This window comes from Streptomyces sp. NPDC007264 (assembly GCF_042869095.1).
In the GTDB taxonomy this organism is placed as follows: Bacteria; Actinomycetota; Actinomycetes; order Streptomycetales; family Streptomycetaceae; genus Streptomyces.
Map to the genome: position 1 here is coordinate 1 of NZ_JBIAFD010000017.1, position 19,939 is coordinate 19,939.

Annotated in this window: 15 protein-coding genes and 2 tRNA genes; 15 read left to right on the plus strand and 2 right to left on the minus strand. The window is 72.0% G+C overall.

The annotated features are described in order from the left end of the window. The 9 genes from ACFYMU_RS25840 to ACFYMU_RS25880 form a co-directional block, all read left to right on the plus strand. A partial coding sequence (locus ACFYMU_RS25840) for an ADP-ribosyltransferase (RefSeq protein WP_388377632.1) occupies positions 1-1,407 on the plus strand: 1,407 nt, incomplete at its 5' end. A gap of 41 nt (positions 1,408-1,448) precedes the next feature. Further along, entirely contained in the window at positions 1,449-1,853 is a 405-nt protein-coding gene (locus ACFYMU_RS25845; protein WP_388377635.1) for a hypothetical protein, read from the plus strand. An 80-nt stretch (positions 1,854-1,933) separates the two neighbouring features. After that, positions 1,934-2,347 (plus strand): hypothetical protein, encoded by a 414-nt coding sequence (locus tag ACFYMU_RS25850; RefSeq protein WP_388377638.1) that lies wholly within the window; start codon positions 1,934-1,936, stop codon positions 2,345-2,347. Positions 2,348-2,460: 113 nt separating this feature from the next. Further along, on the plus strand, positions 2,461-2,934 hold the full coding sequence (locus ACFYMU_RS25855) for an HD domain-containing protein (protein WP_388377997.1): 474 nt from the start codon (positions 2,461-2,463) through the stop codon (positions 2,932-2,934). Positions 2,935-3,009: 75 nt separating this feature from the next. Beyond that, positions 3,010-3,333 carry a hypothetical protein gene (locus ACFYMU_RS25860; protein WP_388377641.1) on the plus strand — a complete coding sequence of 108 codons (324 nt, stop codon included), beginning with the start codon at positions 3,010-3,012 and terminating at the stop codon, positions 3,331-3,333. A gap of 111 nt (positions 3,334-3,444) precedes the next feature. After that, positions 3,445-4,800 carry a type VII secretion integral membrane protein EccD gene (eccD, locus tag ACFYMU_RS25865; protein ID WP_388377643.1) on the plus strand — a complete coding sequence of 452 codons (1,356 nt, stop codon included), beginning with the start codon at positions 3,445-3,447 and terminating at the stop codon, positions 4,798-4,800. A gap of 47 nt (positions 4,801-4,847) precedes the next feature. After that, a complete protein-coding gene (locus ACFYMU_RS25870) occupies positions 4,848-6,041 on the plus strand; it encodes a MinD/ParA family protein (protein ID WP_388377646.1) in 1,194 nt (397 codons plus the stop codon). A 22-nt stretch (positions 6,042-6,063) separates the two neighbouring features. Further along, positions 6,064-10,041: a type VII secretion protein EccCa gene (eccCa, locus tag ACFYMU_RS25875; protein ID WP_388377649.1), complete on the plus strand. Its 3,978-nt coding sequence runs from the start codon at positions 6,064-6,066 to the stop codon at positions 10,039-10,041. A gap of 82 nt (positions 10,042-10,123) precedes the next feature. After that, positions 10,124-11,557, plus strand: coding sequence for a DUF6177 family protein (locus tag ACFYMU_RS25880; RefSeq protein WP_388377652.1), 1,434 nt, complete (start codon positions 10,124-10,126; stop codon positions 11,555-11,557). A gap of 194 nt (positions 11,558-11,751) precedes the next feature. Here the strand turns inward: ACFYMU_RS25880 and ACFYMU_RS25885 are convergent, their stop codons facing one another. Then, positions 11,752-12,882 (minus strand): acyltransferase family protein, encoded by a 1,131-nt coding sequence (locus ACFYMU_RS25885; RefSeq protein WP_388377655.1) that lies wholly within the window; start codon positions 12,880-12,882, stop codon positions 11,752-11,754. Between the two features lie 533 nt (positions 12,883-13,415). On the opposite strand from ACFYMU_RS25885, the gene ACFYMU_RS25890 reads away from it, so the two are divergent. Together ACFYMU_RS25890 and ACFYMU_RS25895 are read left to right on the plus strand one after the other, a co-directional pair. Continuing rightward, on the plus strand, positions 13,416-13,610 hold the full coding sequence (locus tag ACFYMU_RS25890; RefSeq protein ID WP_388377658.1) for a hypothetical protein: 195 nt from the start codon (positions 13,416-13,418) through the stop codon (positions 13,608-13,610). A 65-nt stretch (positions 13,611-13,675) separates the two neighbouring features. Further along, positions 13,676-15,829 carry a PQQ-binding-like beta-propeller repeat protein gene (locus ACFYMU_RS25895; protein ID WP_388377661.1) on the plus strand — a complete coding sequence of 718 codons (2,154 nt, stop codon included), beginning with the start codon at positions 13,676-13,678 and terminating at the stop codon, positions 15,827-15,829. Between the two features lie 202 nt (positions 15,830-16,031). Here ACFYMU_RS25895 and ACFYMU_RS25900 read toward each other — a convergent pair. Next, a tRNA-Gly gene (locus ACFYMU_RS25900) sits at positions 16,032-16,102 on the minus strand. A 152-nt stretch (positions 16,103-16,254) separates the two neighbouring features. On the opposite strand from ACFYMU_RS25900, the gene ACFYMU_RS25905 reads away from it, so the two are divergent. The 4 genes from ACFYMU_RS25905 (at position 16,255) to ACFYMU_RS25920 (ending at position 19,918) form a co-directional block, all read left to right on the plus strand. After that, a tRNA-Pro gene (locus tag ACFYMU_RS25905) sits at positions 16,255-16,331 on the plus strand. A 202-nt stretch (positions 16,332-16,533) separates the two neighbouring features. Next, positions 16,534-17,913: a trigger factor gene (tig, locus tag ACFYMU_RS25910; RefSeq protein ID WP_388377664.1), complete on the plus strand. Its 1,380-nt coding sequence runs from the start codon at positions 16,534-16,536 to the stop codon at positions 17,911-17,913. A gap of 568 nt (positions 17,914-18,481) precedes the next feature. Continuing rightward, positions 18,482-19,093, plus strand: a complete 612-nt coding sequence (locus ACFYMU_RS25915; protein WP_388378000.1) for an ATP-dependent Clp protease proteolytic subunit — start codon at positions 18,482-18,484, stop codon at positions 19,091-19,093. Positions 19,094-19,237: 144 nt separating this feature from the next. Beyond that, positions 19,238-19,918 (plus strand): ATP-dependent Clp protease proteolytic subunit, encoded by a 681-nt coding sequence (locus tag ACFYMU_RS25920; protein WP_388377666.1) that lies wholly within the window; start codon positions 19,238-19,240, stop codon positions 19,916-19,918. Positions 19,919-19,939: the final 21 nt, after the last annotated feature.

The window sequence follows — 19,939 nt, forward strand, 5'->3', positions numbered from 1 at the left end:
GGTCGGGTCATCGACCCGATGACGTATGTCGGCAAGGCCGCCGGCGCGGGCCTGTCCAAGATCGGCGATGTCACCAAGGCCCTCAAGGGCATCGGAAAGATCGACGTGCCCACCCTCCCCGACGGCTCGGTCCACCTGCCCGACGGCCGCCTGCTGGACACGAACGGCAACCTCATCGGTCACGACGGCACGATCGACACGACGCCCGTACCCCACGAGGTGGCTCCGGGACTCCCGGCGCACTGGACGATCCAGCAGCCGGCGCTGTCCGGGGTCCGCGCGGGCGACGGCGTCACGGACGCGGTGGCGGCAGGGGGCCACTACGACGTCCCACCGGGCGCCCACTACGACCCGCCGGGCCAGCACCTGCCCGGGACGCCGACGACGTACGACCACGCGCCGACGGCCTCGGCTCACGCCCCGACGACGTACGACCACGCGCCGACCACGACACCGCACACCGGCGGCGGCAGCCACCCTCCGGAGGCCACGCCCCACGGAACGGGCCACGACACGGCCCCGGGCGGCCACACCCACGACACCGCCCACAGCCCGGGACACGACGGCGCCGGGCACGACCACCACGGCGGGAGCCACGACGGCACCGGCCACACGGACGACGCCGCCCACGCCGGCGACCACGCGGGCGCCCCGCACGACGGGGTGGACACCACCGTCCACGACGGCACCGACACCCCGGGTGCCACGGGCCACCCGGACACGGACGTGCCGGGGCACGGCGGGGCGGATGAGCCGTTCGAGTACAAGCCGCACATGTCGAATGAGGAATTCGACGCGCTCTCGGTCGAGGACCAGCACGCGGTGGCCACGGCCGAACTGGCGCACGGCACGAACCCCGCGCCCAGCGTCAGCAACGAGGCGGGGCTGGCCTACGGCAACGAGTACTGGAACGACTTCTTGGACAACCTCGAGCCCGAGTCGAGGCGTGCCCTGGTCACCTACACCGGCTCTGCGTACGACAGCATCAACAGCCACTTGCGCTTCGGCGCGGACGCGTCCCCGTACACGCTGCATACGATCGAAGAGATGGACAAAGTCATGGGCGCCCGCCCCGTGCCCGAGGACGTTATGATCGTCCGCGGTACCGGAATCGATCACCTCAACCTGAATTCGCCGATGGATATGCAGGGTGGTGTCTTCGATGACAAGGCGTACACCTCCACGGCACTCGGCAAGACGCCGCCACCACCGTTCGATGGGAAGCCGGTGTGGATGCATCTGAGGGTGCCGGAGGGCACGCCCGCCCTGTGGCTGGATCACCTCTCCGAGTTCCCGGGTGAACGGGAATTGCTCCTCGCCCGCGGCACCCAGTACAAGGTGACGCGCGTGTTCGCGGACGAGGCAGGCAAGTGGCACGTGTACGGGGAGGTTCTGCCGAGGCCGTGACCTCGTTGCGGATCAGGCAGAGGTAATGGAATGTGGACATCATGAGCAACGAACGACCGATCAACCCGCGCTTCGATGACGACATGTGGTTCAACCAGGTGTCGCCGGGGCCGCCGCGTTATCAGACCCAAACCGAGAAGCCCGTGCGGTACTTCGCGGTGGCTGACAAGGACAACGGCGCAGTCCTTGGATACGTGTGGGTATGCGACGAGGACGACGCCGCCGCCTGGGAACCGCGGCAGGCCGCTGGCCCCCGGGCGTTGATGGAGGGCTCCGGCTGGTTCCATCGGCTGGAAAAGGCCAAGGGGCGGGGTGTCCCGCCGTCGCAGGCCCTCGCAGAACTGCTGGCCGAGCCTGCGGTGGGCAAGTTCGGACGTGCCCTGCCGGACTCCCTCAGCGATGCGCCAAACGCCGGTGCGGTCAAGGCGCTCGCCAAGGGTGAGTGAGCACTTCCTCACCCCCGCAGTTCAGACGCCCGCTCCACCCCGAGAACCCACTTCGCCCCACCCACCCAGGAGCCCCCTCCATGACCACGCCGCAGGGCAACCCCTATGCCCAGCAGCCGTACCCCAACCCGTATGCGCAGCAGTCGCAGCCCAACGCCTATGCCCAGCAGGGGGGTCACCCCCAGGCCGGTGGGTACCCGCAGGGGGCGGGGACGTTTCTGGTGTGCCGTTTCTGCGGGGGCGCCCCCGCCGTCGACGTCACCTTCCGGGCGCACCGCGGGCTCCTCGTGCTCATGACCTTCCGGAAGCTGGAGGGACCCATGTGCCGTTCGTGCGGGATGCGCGTCCACAAGCAGTTGACCACCGAGACGCTCTGGCAGGGCTGGTGGAGTCCCCTCTCCCTGGTGCTCTTCACGCCCCTCACTCTCCTCTGGAACGTCATCGCCAGTGCCAAGGTGAAGAAGTTGCAGGCCCCCGGCCCGGCCGGGTACTGACCTGCTCCCGGGCGGGGAGGGGCCGGCTCCGGGCCGGCTCCCGGGGTGTACTCCCCGCTCCTCCATGCCTTATGTTGCAGAGGCAAAGTTAGGGGGAGCCTGTCATGCCGCGCATGCCACAGGAACGGCGGACATCACCACGGATGAGCCTGGTCGAGGTCGAGGCCGTGGCGCGTGCCGCGCATGCCGAGCAGAAGGACAAGGCGGGGCGGCCGTACGCGGAGCATCTGCGGGCCGTCGCCGAGGGCGTGCGGGCACGCGGCGGCGGGGACGAACTCGTCGCCGCAGCCTGGCTGCACGATTCCTTGGAGGACGGCGTCCTCACCGAGGACTGGCTGGAGGCAGCCTCGCTGTCACAGGTGACGAAGGACGTCGTACGGGCCGTCACCAAGCACCCCGGCGAGCACCCGGAGGCGTACGCGCGGCGTGTACTCGCCACTCCCGGCGCCCGGCTCGTCAAGGCGGCCGACCTCGCGCACAACGCCGCCCCGGACCGGCTCGCCGCGCTCGACGCCCCCACCGCCGAGCGGCTCACCCGCAAGTACGCGGCCATGCGGCAGTACCTGGGCCTCGGCGCCGATGACTGACCACGGCCGCGGACCGACAGCGACGACGTACGACCACATCGACACAGGACGGCACGGAACGGCACGGGACGACTGATGGCACGGGACTACGACAGCCAGCTGCTCGAGTCGGTGGCGGTGCGCCGCAGGCGGATGCGCGACGCCCTGCTGTTCGGCGCCCAGCGCGGCCGGCGCACGGTGGACGAGCGCCTCGGCAAGGTGTTCGCGGGCATCGCCATCGCCGCCGTGCTGTGCGCCGGATGCATCGGCTGGTCCTTCCTCCAGGCCACGCTGGCCAAGCAGAAGGCCGAGCAGAAGAAGCAGCAACAGCAGCAGGAGCAGATGTACAACCCGTCGGGGGACAGCGCCTCGCCCACGCCCTCCGGCGGTGCCACGCAGCACGGTGCGGAGAAGAGGTGAACGGCGCGTGCGCGAAGGGCATGAGCACGCCATGGAGGCTTTGTGTGCGTCTACGGCACCGCCGTGCAGACGACCCGTTTCGGACAACATCGCGATGATAGGTTCCCGTAAGTGGTGAGCACAGCAACGACGTCCCGGGCCCAGCTGAGCCGGGTCACCCTCGTCGGCGAGCGACGGCGAGCCGACATCGTCCTGCCGTCGGACACACCGATCGGGCAACTGCTCCCGGACATCCTGCAGTTGCTCGACGACCGGACCGCCACGCGCCCCATGACGCGGCAGTTGATCACCTCCGACGGCTCGGTGCTGCCGCACGACGCCACCCTCGCTTCGGCCGAAGTGGCCGACGGCGCCGTGCTCCGGCTCGTCCGCGCGCACGCCGCGCCGCCCGCGCCGGTCGTGCACGACGTCACGGACCAGGTCGCCGACGACCTCGATCTGCGCGCCTGGCGCTGGCGGCCCGCCGCCCGGAGGATCAGCGCAGGCGTGGCCACCTTCGTCTTCGCGGTGACCGCGGCCGTGCTCGCCCGGCGCGAGTTCGCGCTGGAGTCCCTCACGACCGGTCTCGTGGCCGCCACCGTCGTCTTCCTGGCCGCCGGGGCGGTCGTCGCCAGGATCGGGGACGGCAACCGCGGTCTGGCCACCGCCCTGCTGCTCGCCTCCGGAGGGCTCGGGCTGCTCGCCGCCTGGACCGCCGCCGACGCCTACGACTGGCCGGGGCCGGCCCGGCTGGCCGGAGTGGTGGTCGCGCTGCTGGTCACGCTGCTGCTGCTCGCCTTCTTCTCGCCGCTCGGCCGCGGCGGTCTCATCGGGGCCGGGGCCACCGCCGTCGTCGCGGCGGTGTGGGAGGCCGTGGCCGCCGTACAGGACCAGCCCGCCCGGCTGGGCGCCGTGATGGCCGTCTTCTCCGTGGTGCTCCTCGGGCTGCTGCCGCGGCTCGCGCTGATGGCCTCCGGGCTGACCGGGCTCGACGACCGCAGGTCGTCGGGCGTCTCGGTCAGCCGCCACCAGGTCGGCAACGCGCTGGCGGCCACCCACCGCGGGCTCGCCCTGGCGACCGTCGTCACCGCCGCCTCGGCCGCCGCCGGCGGCTGGCTGCTGACCACCGCGCACCGGCCGACCGCGTGGACCGTGACCCTCGCGTCGCTGGTCGCCGTGGTGCTGCTGTCCCGGGCCCGGGCCTTCCCGCTGGTGGCCGAGGTGGTCGCGCTGTTCGCCGCCGCCGCACTGCTCGTCGTACGCCTGGTCGTGCTGTGGATGGACCACGCCGCCGGGGCCGGGCCGCTCGCCGTGCTGTGCGCGGCCGCGGTGCTGCCGCTGCTCGTCCTCGCCGTGCAGCCGCCGGAGCACGTGCAGGTACGACTGCGGCGCATCGCCGACCTGATCGAGTCCATCGGCGTGATCGGGCTGTTCCCGCTCGCCGTCGGCGTGTTCGGTATCTACGGGCAGCTCCTCAACAAGTTCTGACACACCGTGGGCCGCTCCGGGCGGGGCGCGCAGGAGAGAAGGGCGACATGCCGAACGGCGACAACTGGCAGAGCGACGTGCTGCGCGACCTGAGGGGTGCCTCCGGGCAGCCGGAGCAGCAGCCGCAGGGCAACCCCGCCGCCGGTGCCGGGCAGCCGCACGGCGTTCCGGCGCAGGGCCCGGCGTACGGTCAGGCGTACGGCCATCCGCAGCAGCCCGTGCCGCAGCCGGCCGCCGCCCCCCAGCAGGCGTACCCCGGTCAGCAGGGCGTCCCCGTGCAGCTCCAGCAGCCCGCCGCCGCGGCCCGGCCGCAGCCCCGCACCCCCGACTCCCGCCCGGTCGTGGACAAGCGGCTCGCCGGGGCCGGTCTCAAGCCCCGGCACGGCGAACCCTTCACCGCCCGCGCGCTGCGCGCCGTGCGCCGTACCGTCTCCTCCTCCGCCGCCCGCGAGGTCGCCGGGGCCACCGCGACCGCGGAGGTGCTGCAGCAGGCCGTGACCACCGGCCGGCAGATCGCCGTCACCTCCATCCGGGGCGGTGCCGGCAAGACGACCGTCGCCGCGCTGCTCGGCACCGCCTACGCCCACTACCGCCACGACCCGACCCTCATCATCGAGGCCGACCCCGCCCTCGGCTCGCTGCCGCTGCGGCTCGGCGCGGAGACCCTGCGCTGGACCACGGGCGATGTCGCGGGCATCGTCGAACCGCAGATGTCGCTGCTCGACGTCACCGGCTATCTCGTCCAACTCCCCGACAACGCCTGGCTCTTGCCCGGAAGCCAGGGCCAGATCGGCGCGATGCTGGACACCAAGGGCTACGAGAAGGTCATGGTGTCCCTGCGCCGCTACTTCGGCGTCACCGTCGTCGACTGCGAGACCCTGCCCGCCGAGGTCGCCCGGGTCGCGCTGTCCGCCGCCCAGGCCCGGGTGCTGACGGCGCCCGCCACCCTGGAGGGCGTCGCCAGCACGCACGCCGTCCTGGAGTGGATGCGCGGGCTGCCCCGGCACGTCATCGAGGGAACCGTCGTCGCGCTCACCGAGATGGTGCCGCACACGGGGCTCGACGCCGACCGGGCCGCCGAGACGCTGAAGGCGACCGGGGCCAAGGTCCGGGTCCTGCCCTACGACCGGCATCTGGCCGCGGGCGGCACCATCCGCACCGAACTCCTCGCGCACGCGACCCGGCAGGCCGCCACCAGCCTCGCCGCGGAGGTCTTCCAGCTCTCCCAGAAGCGCCGTTGAACCCGGGGGAGGAACACGGCACATGAGCACCCGACTGATCCACCGCCCGGCCCGCACCACCCGCCCGCCGGCCGCACCCGAGCCCCGCACCATCGAGGCGCCGCCCAACCTGCCCGAGGGCAAGGCGGGTTCCATCGCGACCTCGCTGCTGCCCGTGGCCGGCGTGATGTCGTCCGTCGTGATGATGACCGTCGTGCGCAACAGCCAGTTCGCGGGGCTCGGCGCGATCATCCTGGTCGTCACCATCGCCGGTTCCATGGCCCTGGTCTTCTCCCAGCGCGGCAAGGCCCAGCGCACCCGCCGCACCCAACGCGAGGCGTACCTCGCGTACTTGGAAGACCTGCGGGAGGAACTGTCCAAGGAGGAGCGGGCACGGCGCGAGACGGCCCAGGTGCTCAACCCGCCGCCGGACGCCCTGTACGACATAGTCCGCGACCCGGCCCGGCTGTGGGAGCGGCGCCGCCTCGACGGCGACTTCCTGCGCGTACGGGTCGGCACCGGCGAGATGCCCGTACGGGACCTGAAGGTCGCCCAGCAGGGGTCGTCCGTGCTCACCCCGCCCGACCGGTTCATGCTGAACGAGGCGTCCGCGCTGATGACCCGCTTCAGCACCGGCACCGAACTGCCGCTGACCGTACCGCTGGACCGGGTCGGCAACATCAGCGTCATCGGCTCCCGTGAGGACACCCTGCGCGTGGCCCGCGCCCTGATGGTCGAGACCGCCGCCACGCACGCCCCCGACGACGTCGCCATGGCGCTCGCCGTGCCCGGTGACCGGATGGCGGAGTGGGAATGGGCGAAGTGGCTGCCGCACCTGCTCGACGGCGAGCAGTTCGACGGCCCGGTCGCCGCCCGCCGCATCGCCCCCTCGCTGCCGCAGCTCGCCCGGCAGATCGGCCCGGAACTGCGCCGCCGGGCCTCCTTCGCCGCCGAGGTGCGCCGCGGCCTGTCCGGCAAGGACGCCCTCGCCATGTCCTCCCGGCTGCTGGTGGTCACCGACGGTCACGGCGAGGACGCGGTCGATCTGCCGCGGCCCGACGACGCGGTGGGCCTGCGCGAGATGGGCGTCACCGTGCTGCACCTGCTCGACCAGCGGGTGCAGGAGCCCGGCCACGTCGGCGTCCGCATCACCGTGGACGGGGCACGGATCGTCATCGAGGACCTGCGCGAGGCGGAGCCGATCAGCGCGCACGGCACGGTGGACGAGGTGAGCGTCCCGTTCGCCGAGGGCCTGGCCCGGATGCTCGCGCCGCTCAGACTGTCCGCCGAGTCGATGGTCGACGCGCCGCTGACCGGCCCGGTGGACTTCGCGGAACTGCTCGGCATCGACGACGTGGCCCGACTCGACCTGGACCGCCTGTGGGCGCCGCGCGGCGAACGCGCCTTCCTGCGGGTCCCCATCGGCATCAGCGACAGCCGCGAGCCCGTCCTGCTCGACCTGAAGGAGTCCTCCGAGCTGGGCATGGGCCCGCACGGCCTGTGTGTCGGCGCCACCGGTTCCGGCAAGTCCGAACTGCTGCGCACGCTGGTGCTCGCCCTGGTCGCCACGCACCCCCCGGAGGACCTCGCCCTGGTCCTCGTCGACTACAAGGGCGGCGCCACCTTCGCGCCCTTCGCGGACCTGCCGCACGTGGCCGGCGTCATCACCAACCTGGAGAACCAGGCGGGTCTGGTGGAACGCGTGCACGCCTCGCTGGCGGGCGAGGTCAAGCGCCGCCAGCAGGTCCTCAAGGACGCCGGGAACGTCGCCGACATCGGCCACTACGCAGCCCTGCGCGCCGAGAAGCGCCCCGACCTGGAGCCGCTGCCGCACCTGTTCGTCGTGATCGACGAGTTCGGTGAACTGCTCACCGCCAAACCGGACTTCATCGACCTGTTCCTGTCCATCGGCCGCATCGGCCGCTCCATCGGCGTGCATCTGCTGCTGTCCAGCCAGCGCATCGAGGGCGGCAAGCTCAAGGGCCTGGACACGTATCTGTCCTACCGGCTGGGTCTGCGCACCTTCTCCCCGGACGAGTCCCGCACGGTCCTGGACACCACGGACGCCTTCCACCTGCCTCCGCTGCCCGGCTTCGGCTATCTCAAGGTCGACACCAGCCACTACGAGCGGTTCAAGGCGAGCTACGTCTCCGGCGCCTACCGCGGCCCCGTGCAGCGCGAGGAGGAGGACACCGGCCCGCTCGCGCTCGAGTACGCGGCCTACAACACCCTCGGGCAGGACGAGGGTTCGGGCCCCGAGGAGCCGCAGGTGCGGCGCAGGGAGACCGGCCCGACCGAGATGGGCGTCATGGTCCAGCAGATCGAGCACGCCGGCACCCGGCCCGTGCGGCAGATCTGGCTGCCGCCGCTGCCCGACGCCATCGCCCTCGACAAGGTCGCCGGGCCCGTCGAGGTCGGTGCGCGCGGCATGCAGCTGGCGAAGCGCAGGGGCCCGCTCCAGGTGCCGATGGGCGTCCTCGACGACCCGACGAAGCAGTGGCAGGGCCAGTGGTACCTCGACCTCACGGTCGCGGGCGGCCACGCCGCGGTCATCGGCGGCCCGCAGTCCGGCAAGACGACGCTGCTGCGCACCCTCGCCCTCTCCCTGGCGCTCACCCACACCCCGCAGGAAGTCGGCGTCTACGGCCTCGACCTGGTCGGCGGCGGCCTCCAGGCGCTCGGCGGGCTGCCGCACGTCGGCGGGGTCGCGGGCCGCGCCGACCGTGAGCGCGCCGCCCGCACCATCGACTCCGTGCGCGGCATGCTCGACCAGCGCGAGGAACTGTTCCGCGTCCACAACATCGACTCGCTGGAGCAGTTGCGCGACCTGCGCGCGGCGGGCCGCGTCCCGGAGCTGGCCTCCACGGAGATCGTGCTGGTCATCGACGGCTTCGGCGCCCTGCGCGACGACTTCGAGGAACTGGACGACGCGGTCGTCGACATCCTCAAACGGGGCGGCGGCTACGGCATCCACGTCGTCGCGGGCATGCTCCGCTGGAACGACGTCCGCATCGCCACCCAGTCCCAGTTCGGCACCCGCGTCGAGCTGCGGCTGAACGACGCGAGCGAGTCCAGCATCGACCGCAAGCTCGCCGAGACCCTCGGGCCGGAGGAGAAGGGCCGGGTCCTCACCGACGGCAAGCTCTTCGCGCAGGTCGCGCTGGGGCGCACGGACGGCCTCGCCGACGCCGCGGACCTCGGCTCGGTCCTGGAGCGCACGGCCCGTACGATCCGCGCCACCTGGACCGGCGAGGTCGCCCAGCCGGTCCGTGTGCTGCCGCACGTCCTGGAACCCCAGCTGCTGCCGGGCCCGGTGGCGGAGCCGCGCCGGGTGCCGATCGGACTGGACCAGACCCAGCTGGCGCCCGTCCTGCTCGATCTGTTCCAACACGACCAGCACCTGCTGATCATGGGCGACAGCGAGTGCGGCAAGACCAACCTGCTGAAGGTCGTCGCGGACGGCCTCATCGAGCGCTACAGCGCGGACGAGCTGGTCTTCGGCATCATGGACCCGCGCCGGGGCCTGCGCGGCGCGATCCCCGAGGAGTACCGCGGCGGCTACGCCTACAACTCCAAGCTGGCCGGGGCCCTGGCGGCGGGCATCGCGGGCGAGCTGGAGAAGCGGCTGCCCGACGAGAGCGCGGACAGCGAGGACCTGGAGCCGGGCAGCTGGGGCTCCGGGCCGCGGATCGTGATCCTGGTCGACGACTACGACGTCCTGACCACGGCCGGGCAGCAGCCGCTGGCCCCCTTCGTCCCCTACATCCCCTCGGCCGTCGACATCGGCCTCCACTTCGTCGTCACCCGGCGTGTCGCGGGCGCCTCCCGCGGTCTGTACGAGCCGCTGCTGCAGGGCCTGCGGGAGTCGGGCGCCTCGGCGCTGGTGATGGCGGGCGACCGCAGCGAGGGCCAGCTCTTCCCCGGTGTGTACGCCACCCAGCAGCCGTCGGGGCGCGGGGTGCTGGTGCGCCGGGGCGAGCCCAACCGGCTGATCCAGACCGTGTACGCGGGCGCGCGGTGAACCGCGGGCGGCCCCCGGGGCGTCCGGGACAGCAGCGACGTACCCCACCCGAAGCGAGCAGCACGAAGGACCGGCCGAGCCCATGACCAAGGACGTCATCGCCCTCACGAAGAAGATGCCCGACCCGCTGAGCGTCATCGCGGGACTGCTCTCCGGCGGCCCGGACAAGCTGGTGGGCACGGAGGGCGACGGCGCGGTCGTGCAGCTCTGCGACGACCAGGGGCGCCCGCTCGTCTCCGTCGAGGCACCGCTGCTCGTCCAGGTCAGGGGCGAGGCCGAGCGGCTGCTCGGCGCGAGCGAGCCCGAGGTGCCGTACTGGTGGACGGAGGCCCGCGCCACCACCGGCGTCAAGGAGGCGGAACAGCTGGCCGGTACCTTCGCGGCCCGCCTGGCCACGCTCGTCGGCGGCAGCGCCTGGCCGCCGCAGGCCGCGACCTCCCTCGCCGTGGTGAAGACCGACGGGGTGAGCGTGGTGCCCACGCCCGCCGCGGCTCAGCCCGCGCTGGACGTGGTCACCGACAAGGTCGCCGTCGTCATCCAGGACCGCCCGGTGGTGGCGATGACGGCGTGGCTCTCCGACGCGCTGCGCGCGGCCGCGAACGCCGAACTCGGCCTGCAGATCGTCACGCCCGCGGGCACCCGGCTGTCCCCCGCCGTCCGGGGCAGCCTGCCCGGCTGGCCCTCGCGCTGGGTCGTGCAGGACGAGAAGGACGGGTACTACGACGGGCTGTCCGGGGCCGTGCTGGAGTGGCGCAGCGGCCTGTTCGTGACCGTGGAGTCGCCGGACGCCACACCGCAGGACCCGCACACGCCCGTGGCCGACGCCTTCGGCAAGGACCTCGCCGAGGACGCGGCCTCCGGAGAACGGCAACTCGCGATCTCCTACCGGGCGATCCACCCGGCGGACGACCGGCTGGTGCTCGGCGGCGCCCTGGAATCGGTGTGGCGCGAGATCACCGGTGAGCCGCCGGCCGGCTGGGGCACGGAGGAGCCCGCCAACCTCCCCTGGTCGCTGCGCCAGTTGACGGATGTGGCCTTCGAGCGGGCGCCCGAGCCGACCTGGCTGGTCGTGGTCGGCACCCCGGAGCGCCCCGGGCTCGCGACGGTCCGCATCAGCCGCACGAAGGGCGGTGTCGAGGAGGACATCACACTGGCGTTCGGCTACGGGCCGGGGGAGGAGGTGCCCACGGACGCCGTGCGCGCCGCCGCCGAGGCGCTCGCCACGCGGCACCACCTGCAGTCGATGCTGGTCCAGATCCGCAAGGCCCGCCGTGACCTGTCCGTGCCGCCGCGGTTCGAGGGCCCGGGCGTCCCGTTCGCGTTCGTGCTGGGCGCCGAGGAGGTCCGCGCGATGCCCGGCGACCGGGCGCGCCGCACCCCGCTGGCCGAGGCCCCCGTCCCCCTGGGTCCGAGGACCCGCCCGGCGCTGTACTACCCGCTGCCGGGCGACCCCGCGGACCTTTCGGGGTGGGCGGACTTCGAGAGGCTGATGAGGCACCTCAAGGGCGCCTCGTAGCGGGGCCGGGCCGCCCCGCCGGGGACGGCCCGGCCCCGGACGCGCGACGGTGGCCGCCGTACCGCCGTCAGCCGGCCGTCGCGGCGGCTGCCGTCACCCGGCCGCTGCTGTCACCCGGTCACCCGGCCGGTGCCGTCACCCGGCGGCTGCCGTGCCCCGGTCACCCGGCGGCTGCCGTCACTCGGCGGCTGCCGTCACCCGGCCGTCGCGGCGGACCGTCGGCCCGCCGCTTCCGTCGCGTCCCTCCTGAACGCCCACCGCATCTCCGGCTCCATCACCGGCCGCAGGGCCCTGCGCACCGGGAAGGTGCACAGGGCGGTCACCAGGACCCCCGCACCGACGGTCACCGCCACCGCACCCGGCGGCCCGTGCAGCCACGCCGGTTCGTACCAGCCCCGGTAGTCCGCGCCCTTGATGAAGAACCCGTGCAGCAGATAGCCGTACAGGGTGCCCGCGCCGAGCGAGGTGAACCACATCGGGCGGCGCGGCACCCAGGCGAAGAAGCAGACCGTGAGCAGCAGGGAGCAGCCCAGCAGCGCGAGCACCATCACCGGCCCGCACCACCACGGCACCCCCAGTTCCTGCGCGCTGTCGCGGTGGTAGAACCAGGCCGGGTTCATCCTCGGCACGGCCCACCACGCCACGGCGAGCGCGCCGGCGAACACCGGAACGGACAGGACGCGCACCGCGCGGCGGCGCACCAACGGGAAGTGCTCCGGCTTCAGGGACAGGCCGATGACGAAGAACGGCAGGAACTGCAGCACGCGCTGGAGGTCGAGGTCGTTGCCGATGTCCGGCGACACGGAGGCCAGCATGGCGATGAGGACGGCCAGCGGGACCGGCCGGCGCACCAGTTTCCACAGCGGGGCCGTCAGCCGCCAGACGAAGAGGGCGACGAGGAACCAGGTCAGGTACCACGGGTCGAGCAGGCTGATCGGGAGGCCCGGGTCGCCGCCGACCGTGCGCTTGAAGAGGACGTACGCGGTCTCGAACACGACGTACGGCACGACGACACCCGTCACCAGCCGTTTCAGCCGGTCGGGGCGCATGTCGAAACTGCGGGAGAAGTAGCCGGAGATGAGGATGAACGCCGGCATGTGGAAGGCGTAGACGAACATGTAGAGCGCTTGCAGGACGCGGCTGTCGCCCTTCATGGGATCCCAGGAATGGCCCATGGCCACCAGGACGATCGCCAGGTACTTGGCGTTGTCGAAGAAGGCGTCGCGCTGCGGGGCGCGCGGTTCGGGAGCTCGGGGAGCGGGAGGGGTTCCGGGGGTGTGGGACGGGCCTGTTGCTCTTGCGGAGGACGAGGCGGGGTGGAACATCTGAGGCACCCTAGCGTTGTCTGAGGGCGTGAGTAAAACCCTCGCTGTAAATGCTGGTTATCGGGCGCGCCTACCCCGGATTCATGGAAGCCAGCAATGTTCGTGTGTGGCCTTGCCCACATCGGGAGCGCCCCGCGGGCGGGTCGATTTTCCTATGTCATACGGCCGTTGTGTGGGTGTTGTGTCCCCATTCATCCCGACTGAAGCGGGCATAGCGCCTGCGGGTGACTCTGGCGGAATGTCCGGCCGACAGGGCTTTTTCTGGTGTATTTGAATGTGCTGCGAACGCGATGTGTGGGCATGGAAACGATCAGTGTCGAATTCGGGGACGCCGGCCCTCCGAATTAACCGTACGGAAATGGGTGTGCGCCGTCGCCGCCCCGGGGCGGTGCCCCGGGCGGGACCGGTGTGGCCGACGATGCCTCACCCGCCGCATACGGTGGGCGGGTTGGTGGCACGATGGTTCTGGCGGGGGTGCGCACGGGACGGCGCCCCGGACCGGGAGAGCGGACCGACCGAGGGTGTGATCAGTTGTGGCCATTTCGCTGTCAGTGGTACTGCTGTTGGCGATCATCCTGGTGGTGATGATCCGAGGGGGCTCGGTCAAGGCCGGCCCGGCGATCGTGGCGATCCTCTTCGGCTTCTTCCTCGCCTCGACCGGCATGGCTCCGTCCATCAACCGGTTCCTCAACTCGATAGCGGAGACCATCAACTCGATCCGCTTCTGAACGCCGCGGCCGGCCGCGGCAGAGGCGCATCGGGTTCCAGGGGAAGACGAAACGGGGGCGTACGGGTGTCGCTGCGCGACTCGGACCCGGCGGAGGTGGGCGGTTACCGCATCGAGGACCGCCTCGGCTCCGGTGGTATGGGCGTGGTCTATCTCGCGCGGTCGGCCTCCGGCCGTCGTCTGGCGGTCAAGGTCGTCCACGGCCAGTACGCCGACGACGACGAGTTCCGCATCCGCTTCCGCCGCGAGGTGGCCGCCGCCCGCCGGGTGAGCGGGGCCTTCACCGCGCCCGTCGTGGACGCCGACGCCGATGCGTCGCGCCCGTGGATGGCCACGCTCTACATACCGGGTGAGAACCTCGGCACCCATGTGAGACGCCACGGCCCGCTGCCCCTGCCGAGACTCCGGGAACTCGCCGCCGGCCTCGCCGAGGCCCTCCGCGACATCCACCGCGCCGGAGTCGTCCACCGCGATCTCAAGCCCGCCAACGTGATGCTCGCCGACGACGGGCCCCGCGTCATCGACTTCGGCATCTCCCGCGCCGCCGAGTTCGCGTCCGCGGACGTCCTCACCCAGACCGGCCGGGTGATGGGGACCCCGCCCTTCATGTCCCCCGAGCAGTTCTCGGCGCCGCAAGAGGTGGGCCCGGCCGCCGACATCTTCTCCCTGGGGGCGGTCGTGGCCTACGCGGCCACCGGACGCGGGCCCTTCGACAGCCCCAGCCCCTACGAGACGGCCACCAGGGTCGTCGAGGGCAGTCCTCAACTCGACGGGATCCCGGACGAGTTGCGCACCTTCGTGGAACTCTGCCTGGAGAAGCACCCCAAGGTCCGGCCGACCCCCGACGAACTCCTCGCGTTCCTGCGGGACGGCACCCGGCCCGACCCGCGCCGCGCCGCGGAGCAGCAGGGGATGCCGACGATGCCGGCGCTGCCGGAAGGCGGGGAGCGGCCGGAGGACCCGGACCCGGCCGAGCGCCCCCGGCGCGGACGCCGCCGGATCGTGATCGGCGCAGTGGCAACGGTCCTGGCCCTGGCCGCCACGGCGGTGGTGGCGCTGACGCAGACGTCCGAACACCCCGGCGACCGCACCGGACTGCCCGCGGGCTGGCGGCCCTGGCACGCGACCGCGAAGGGTGCCCAGGGTGCGGACGCCCCGTTCAACCGGTGCGCACTGGTCGGCACCTCGCTGGTGTGCGCGGGCGACGACCTGGAAGCCGTGAGTTTCTCGCAGGCCACCGGTCGCCAGATGTGGTCCCGGCCCGTCGACTCCACCAAGGACGACACGGCCGGCTCCGACGGGTCGATCCTCGGCGTCCGCGGGGGCGCCGTCTACGTGTACGCGAACGACGCCGAGGAGCGGGACACCGGCTCGACACAGCACTACTCGATACGACTGCTGGACGCGACGACGGCCCGGGTGCTGTGGACGACCCGCACCGGCGACGGCGACGCCCCCTCCGCGCCCGACCCCGACCAAGGCGGCTCCGCGGTCGTCCCGGAGGGCGTCCTCACCCTCATGGGTACCGAGGGCAACGAGTACGGCCTCCTGGACGCAGGCAACGGGGCCGTCCGCTGGCGGCACCGCCTTCCCGTGGACCACAGCTGCACCGTGGCGGCGGCCGGCGGCCGGCCCTACCTCCGGTGCGAGAGCTCCGGGGGGACCACCCGGGTCTCCCAGATCGACCCAGCCACGGGGACCACGCGCTGGTCGGTCAAGGCCGGGGGCTCCCTGTCGCTGCTGGGGCAGGCCCACGGCCGCCTCGTGCTGGCCGGACCCGACTCCGACACCGCCTACCGCACGATCACCACCGTGGACACGGTCACCCACCGCCTGATCCGCGTCCCGCTCACCCGCCCGCAGCCCGCGTCCGCCGTCGTCCGCCTCACCGGCGGCACCCTCTACTTCGCGCTCACCAACGGCAGCATCCGCTCGATCGACCCGCGCACCGGCCGCCAGAACTGGGCGGGCGACTCCGGAGTGGAGCTTCCGGGACCGCCCGTGGCCTCCGCCGCCCGCGTCTACGTCGCCTCCCCGACCGGCCGCCTCGCCGCCCTGGACCGCCGCACCGGCAAGGTCGAGGGCAGCCGTGCCGGCCGCAGCGACGGCGGCGACTCCTACACGGCCACGCAGGGCGCGGCGGTGCTGCTGACCGGCAACGCCCTGTACGTCCCCTACGGAGCCCGCTCGGTGTACTCGGTGGACGCCCGCCACCTGTGACCGGACCGCGGGCGGCGTGGACACGGCGGGGCCGGGCCGGTACCCGAGGCGTTCGAGCCGGTCGGCGCCGCACGGGCCCATCAGCACACGAGATCGAATACCGAACGGGCACCCGGCGGGCACGGCGGACCGATCGCAGCCCCGGGAAACACTCAGGGCCAGGCGGAGGAATGCTCCTCCGACCTGGCCCCGAGCCGTGCAGAGCGGGCGACGGGAATCGAACCCGCGTAGCTAGTTTGGAAGACTAGGGCTCTACCATTGAGCTACGCCCGCAACATGACGCGCCGCAGGTCACCGACCGCGGCACAGGAGGCATGGTAGCGGGTCGCCCGCCCCGTAGGCCAACGCGTTGATCCGCACGCACGCCCGTGCGGAAACCGGCCGACGCGCGCTGTCCGGGCATGTACCCTACGTGTCGCACCAGACGGGGTGTGGCGCAGCTTGGTAGCGCGTCCGCTTTGGGAGCGGAAGGCCGTGGGTTCAAATCCCGCCACCCCGACCACCGGCCGGCACCGCCCGGACGCCGACGCACTTGATCGCCTTTTGGGGCCCCGAGTGGCTGCGGTTACTATGCAAGCTGCGCGCCCGTGTGTCTGCACTGCCACGTCTCTCAGGCAGGGGCCGCGAATCCGCCGAAGGCCCGGCCGACCCGGGCGGAGCAGTTCGGCAGAACCCCAAGAAGTCAGCCACAAGGAGACCGAACCGTGAAGAGCGCCGTGGAGACCCTGAACCCGACCCGGGTTCGGCTCACTGTTGAGGTGCCCTTCGAGGAGCTCAAGGACAGCCTCGACGCGGCGTACAAGAAGATCAACCAGCAGGTCACGGTGAAGGGCTTCCGCAAGGGCAAGATCCCCGCCCGGGTCATCGACCAGCGGTTCGGCCGTGGCGCGGTGCTGGAGGAGGCAGTCAACGACGCGCTGCCGAAGTTCTACACCGACGCGGTCAACGAGGCCGAGCTGAACCCGCTGGGCCAGCCCGAGGTGGACATCAAGGAGCTGAAGGACAACGAGGTGCTGTCCTTCACCGCCGAGGTCGACATCCGCCCGACCATCGAGATCCCGGACTACTCCGGCATCGAGGTCGAGGTCGACGCCGTCGAGGTCACGGACGAGGACGTCGCGAAGTCGGTGGAGCAGCTGCGCGAGCGCTTCGCGTCGACGACCCCGGTCGAGCGCGCCGCCGAGGACGGCGACGTCGTGACCGTGGACCTGGAGGCCAAGGTCGACGGCGAGGTCCTGGAGGACGGTGTCGCCAGCGGTGTCTCCTACACCATCGGCTCCGGCGAGCTGCTGGACGGCATCGACGACGCCGTGAAGGGCCTGTCGGCCGGTGAGGAGGCCACCTTCACCTCCGAGCTCAAGGGCGGCTCGGCGGCCGGCAAGGAGGCCGAGGTGACGGTCAAGGTCACCCAGGTCGCCTCCCGTGAACTGCCCGAGCTGGACGACGAGTTCGCGCAGCTCGCCTCCGAGTTCGACACGCTGGAGGAGCTGCGGGCGGACAGCCTCAAGCGTCTCGAGAGCATGAAGCAGTACGACCAGGCCACGCAGGCCCAGGAGCGCGTGCTGGACAAGCTGCTGGAGCTGATCGAGGTCCCGATCCCCGAGAAGCTCCTCGAGGACGAGATCAACACCCGTAAGCACAACCTCGAGCACCACCAGCTCGGGCAGATGGGGCTGACCCTCGAGAAGTACCTGGAGATCCAGGGCAAGACGGCCGAGGAGTTCGACACCGAGACCCGCGAGGCGTCGGTCAAGGGCATCAAGACGCAGTTCGTCCTCGACGAGCTGGTCAACAAGGAGAAGCTCAACGTCAACCAGGAGGAGCTCACCGAGCACCTCATGCGGCGTGCGGCCTCCTCCGGCATGTCCCCGGACCAGTTCGCCCAGGCGGTCGTCGAGGGCGGCCAGGTCCCGATGCTGGTCGGCGAGGTCGCCCGCGGCAAGGCTCTGGCGGTCGTCGTCGAGGCCGTCACGGTCAAGGACACCAACGGCGAGATCGTCGACCTCGGCGACGAGGACGAGACCGAGGCGGCGGCCGAGGCCGAGGACGAGACCGAGGCGGTCGAGGAGACCCCGGAGGCCTGACCTCCGCGCACGATCCGGAAACGACGGGCCCCAGGGACACACCACCCCTGGGGCCCGTCGCCGTATCGGCGGCTCCCGGTCCCGCCGCGGCCGTACGCGGCGAGCCGCGCCCTGGCCCCGGCGGACCCGCGCCCGGCCCCGGCGCCCGCTGCGCCGCGGCACTCCTCTCCGGGGACCGGGAGGGCTCGGCGCGCGACGCCGGCCCCGGCGGCACCCCTGACGAGGGGGCCGGACCCCCCTCCCCGCCGCCCCGACGGCCTACCGCGCCTCACCCCTGCGAGGGGTCCGGGCCCGCCTCCCGTCCCGCCAGCAGGGAGCCCCACGGCACCGCCCGGCCACGGCCCCTGCCACCCCCCGCCCCGCCCCGTGGAGCACATGCGCTGACAGCGAACAGTCGCGGAACCGGGATGGCACCCGCCTGCCTGCGCGTTAGGGTCCATGAATACGAGGGCAGGGGAGTCCCCGAAGCCGCCCCGACGGGGCCGGCGCGGGGTCCCACGCCCCAGCAGAACACGTGAGACGGCCCCGTGCCGTCGTAAGACGAGCAGGTGGATACGTGACGAATCTGATGCCCTCCGCCGCCGGCGAGCCTTCCATCGGTGGCGGCCTCGGTGACCAGGTCTACAGCCGGCTGCTCAACGAGCGGATCATCTTCCTCGGCCAGCCGGTGGACGACGACATCGCCAACCGGATCACCGCACAGCTCCTGCTCCTTGCCGCGGACCCCGACAAGGACATTTACCTGTACATCAACAGCCCCGGCGGTTCCATCACCGCGGGCATGGCGATCTACGACACCATGCAGTACATCAAGAACGACGTGGTGACGATCGCCATGGGCATGGCGGCGTCCATGGGGCAGTTCCTGCTCAGCGCGGGCACCCCGGGCAAGCGTTTCGCCCTGCCCAACGCCGAGATCCTGATCCACCAGCCCTCGGCCGGCCTCGCCGGCTCCGCCTCGGACATCAAGATCCACGCGGAGCGGCTGCTGCACACCAAGAAGCGCATGGCCGAGCTCACCTCCTTCCACACCGGCCAGTCGGTCGAGCAGATCACCCGCGACTCGGACCGCGACCGCTGGTTCGACGCCCAGGAGGCCAAGGAGTACGGCCTCATCGACGAGGTCATCACCACCGCTGTCGGCATGCCGGGCGGCGGAGGCACCGGGGCGGGCTCGTAAGGGCCCGCACCGGCCCGTGAGGCCCGCCGGGCCCGCACCGGCCCGCACAGGGCCGCACGGGCTCGTACGAGCCCCCGGGGCGCCCACGGCCCCGGCACCCCCTCCCGCCCCCAGCCACCGCCCCAGCCCCCTTCAGGAGACATCGTGAACGACTTCCCCGGCAGCGGCCTCCACGACCGTGTGCGCGCCGAGTACTCCGGCCCCAGGGCCGAGTCCCGCTACGTCATCCCGCGCTTCGTGGAGCGCACCTCGCAGGGCATCCGCGAGTACGACCCGTACGCGAAGCTCTTCGAGGAGCGCGTGATCTTCCTGGGCGTCCAGATCGACGACGCCTCCGCCAACGACGTCATGGCGCAGCTGCTGTGCCTGGAGTCGATGGACCCCGACCGTGACATCTCCATCTACATCAACAGCCCGGGCGGCTCCTTCACCGCGCTCACGGCCATCTACGACACGATGCAGTTCGTGAAGCCGGACATCCAGACGGTCTGCATGGGCCAGGCGGCCTCCGCCGCCGCCGTCCTGCTGGCCGCGGGCACCCCGGGCAAGCGCATGGCGCTGCCGAACGCCCGTGTGCTGATCCACCAGCCCTACAGCGAGACGGGCCGGGGCCAGGTCTCCGACCTGGAGATCGCCGCCAACGAAATCCTCCGGATGCGCTCGCAGCTGGAGGAGATGCTGGCCAAGCACTCGAGCACGCCGATCGAGAAGATCCGCGAGGACATCGAGCGCGACAAGATCCTCACGGCCGAGGACGCACTGGCATACGGACTGATCGACCAGATCATCTCCACGCGCAAGATGAACAACGCCTCGGTCCGCTGAGGCGAATCCACCCGATTCGTG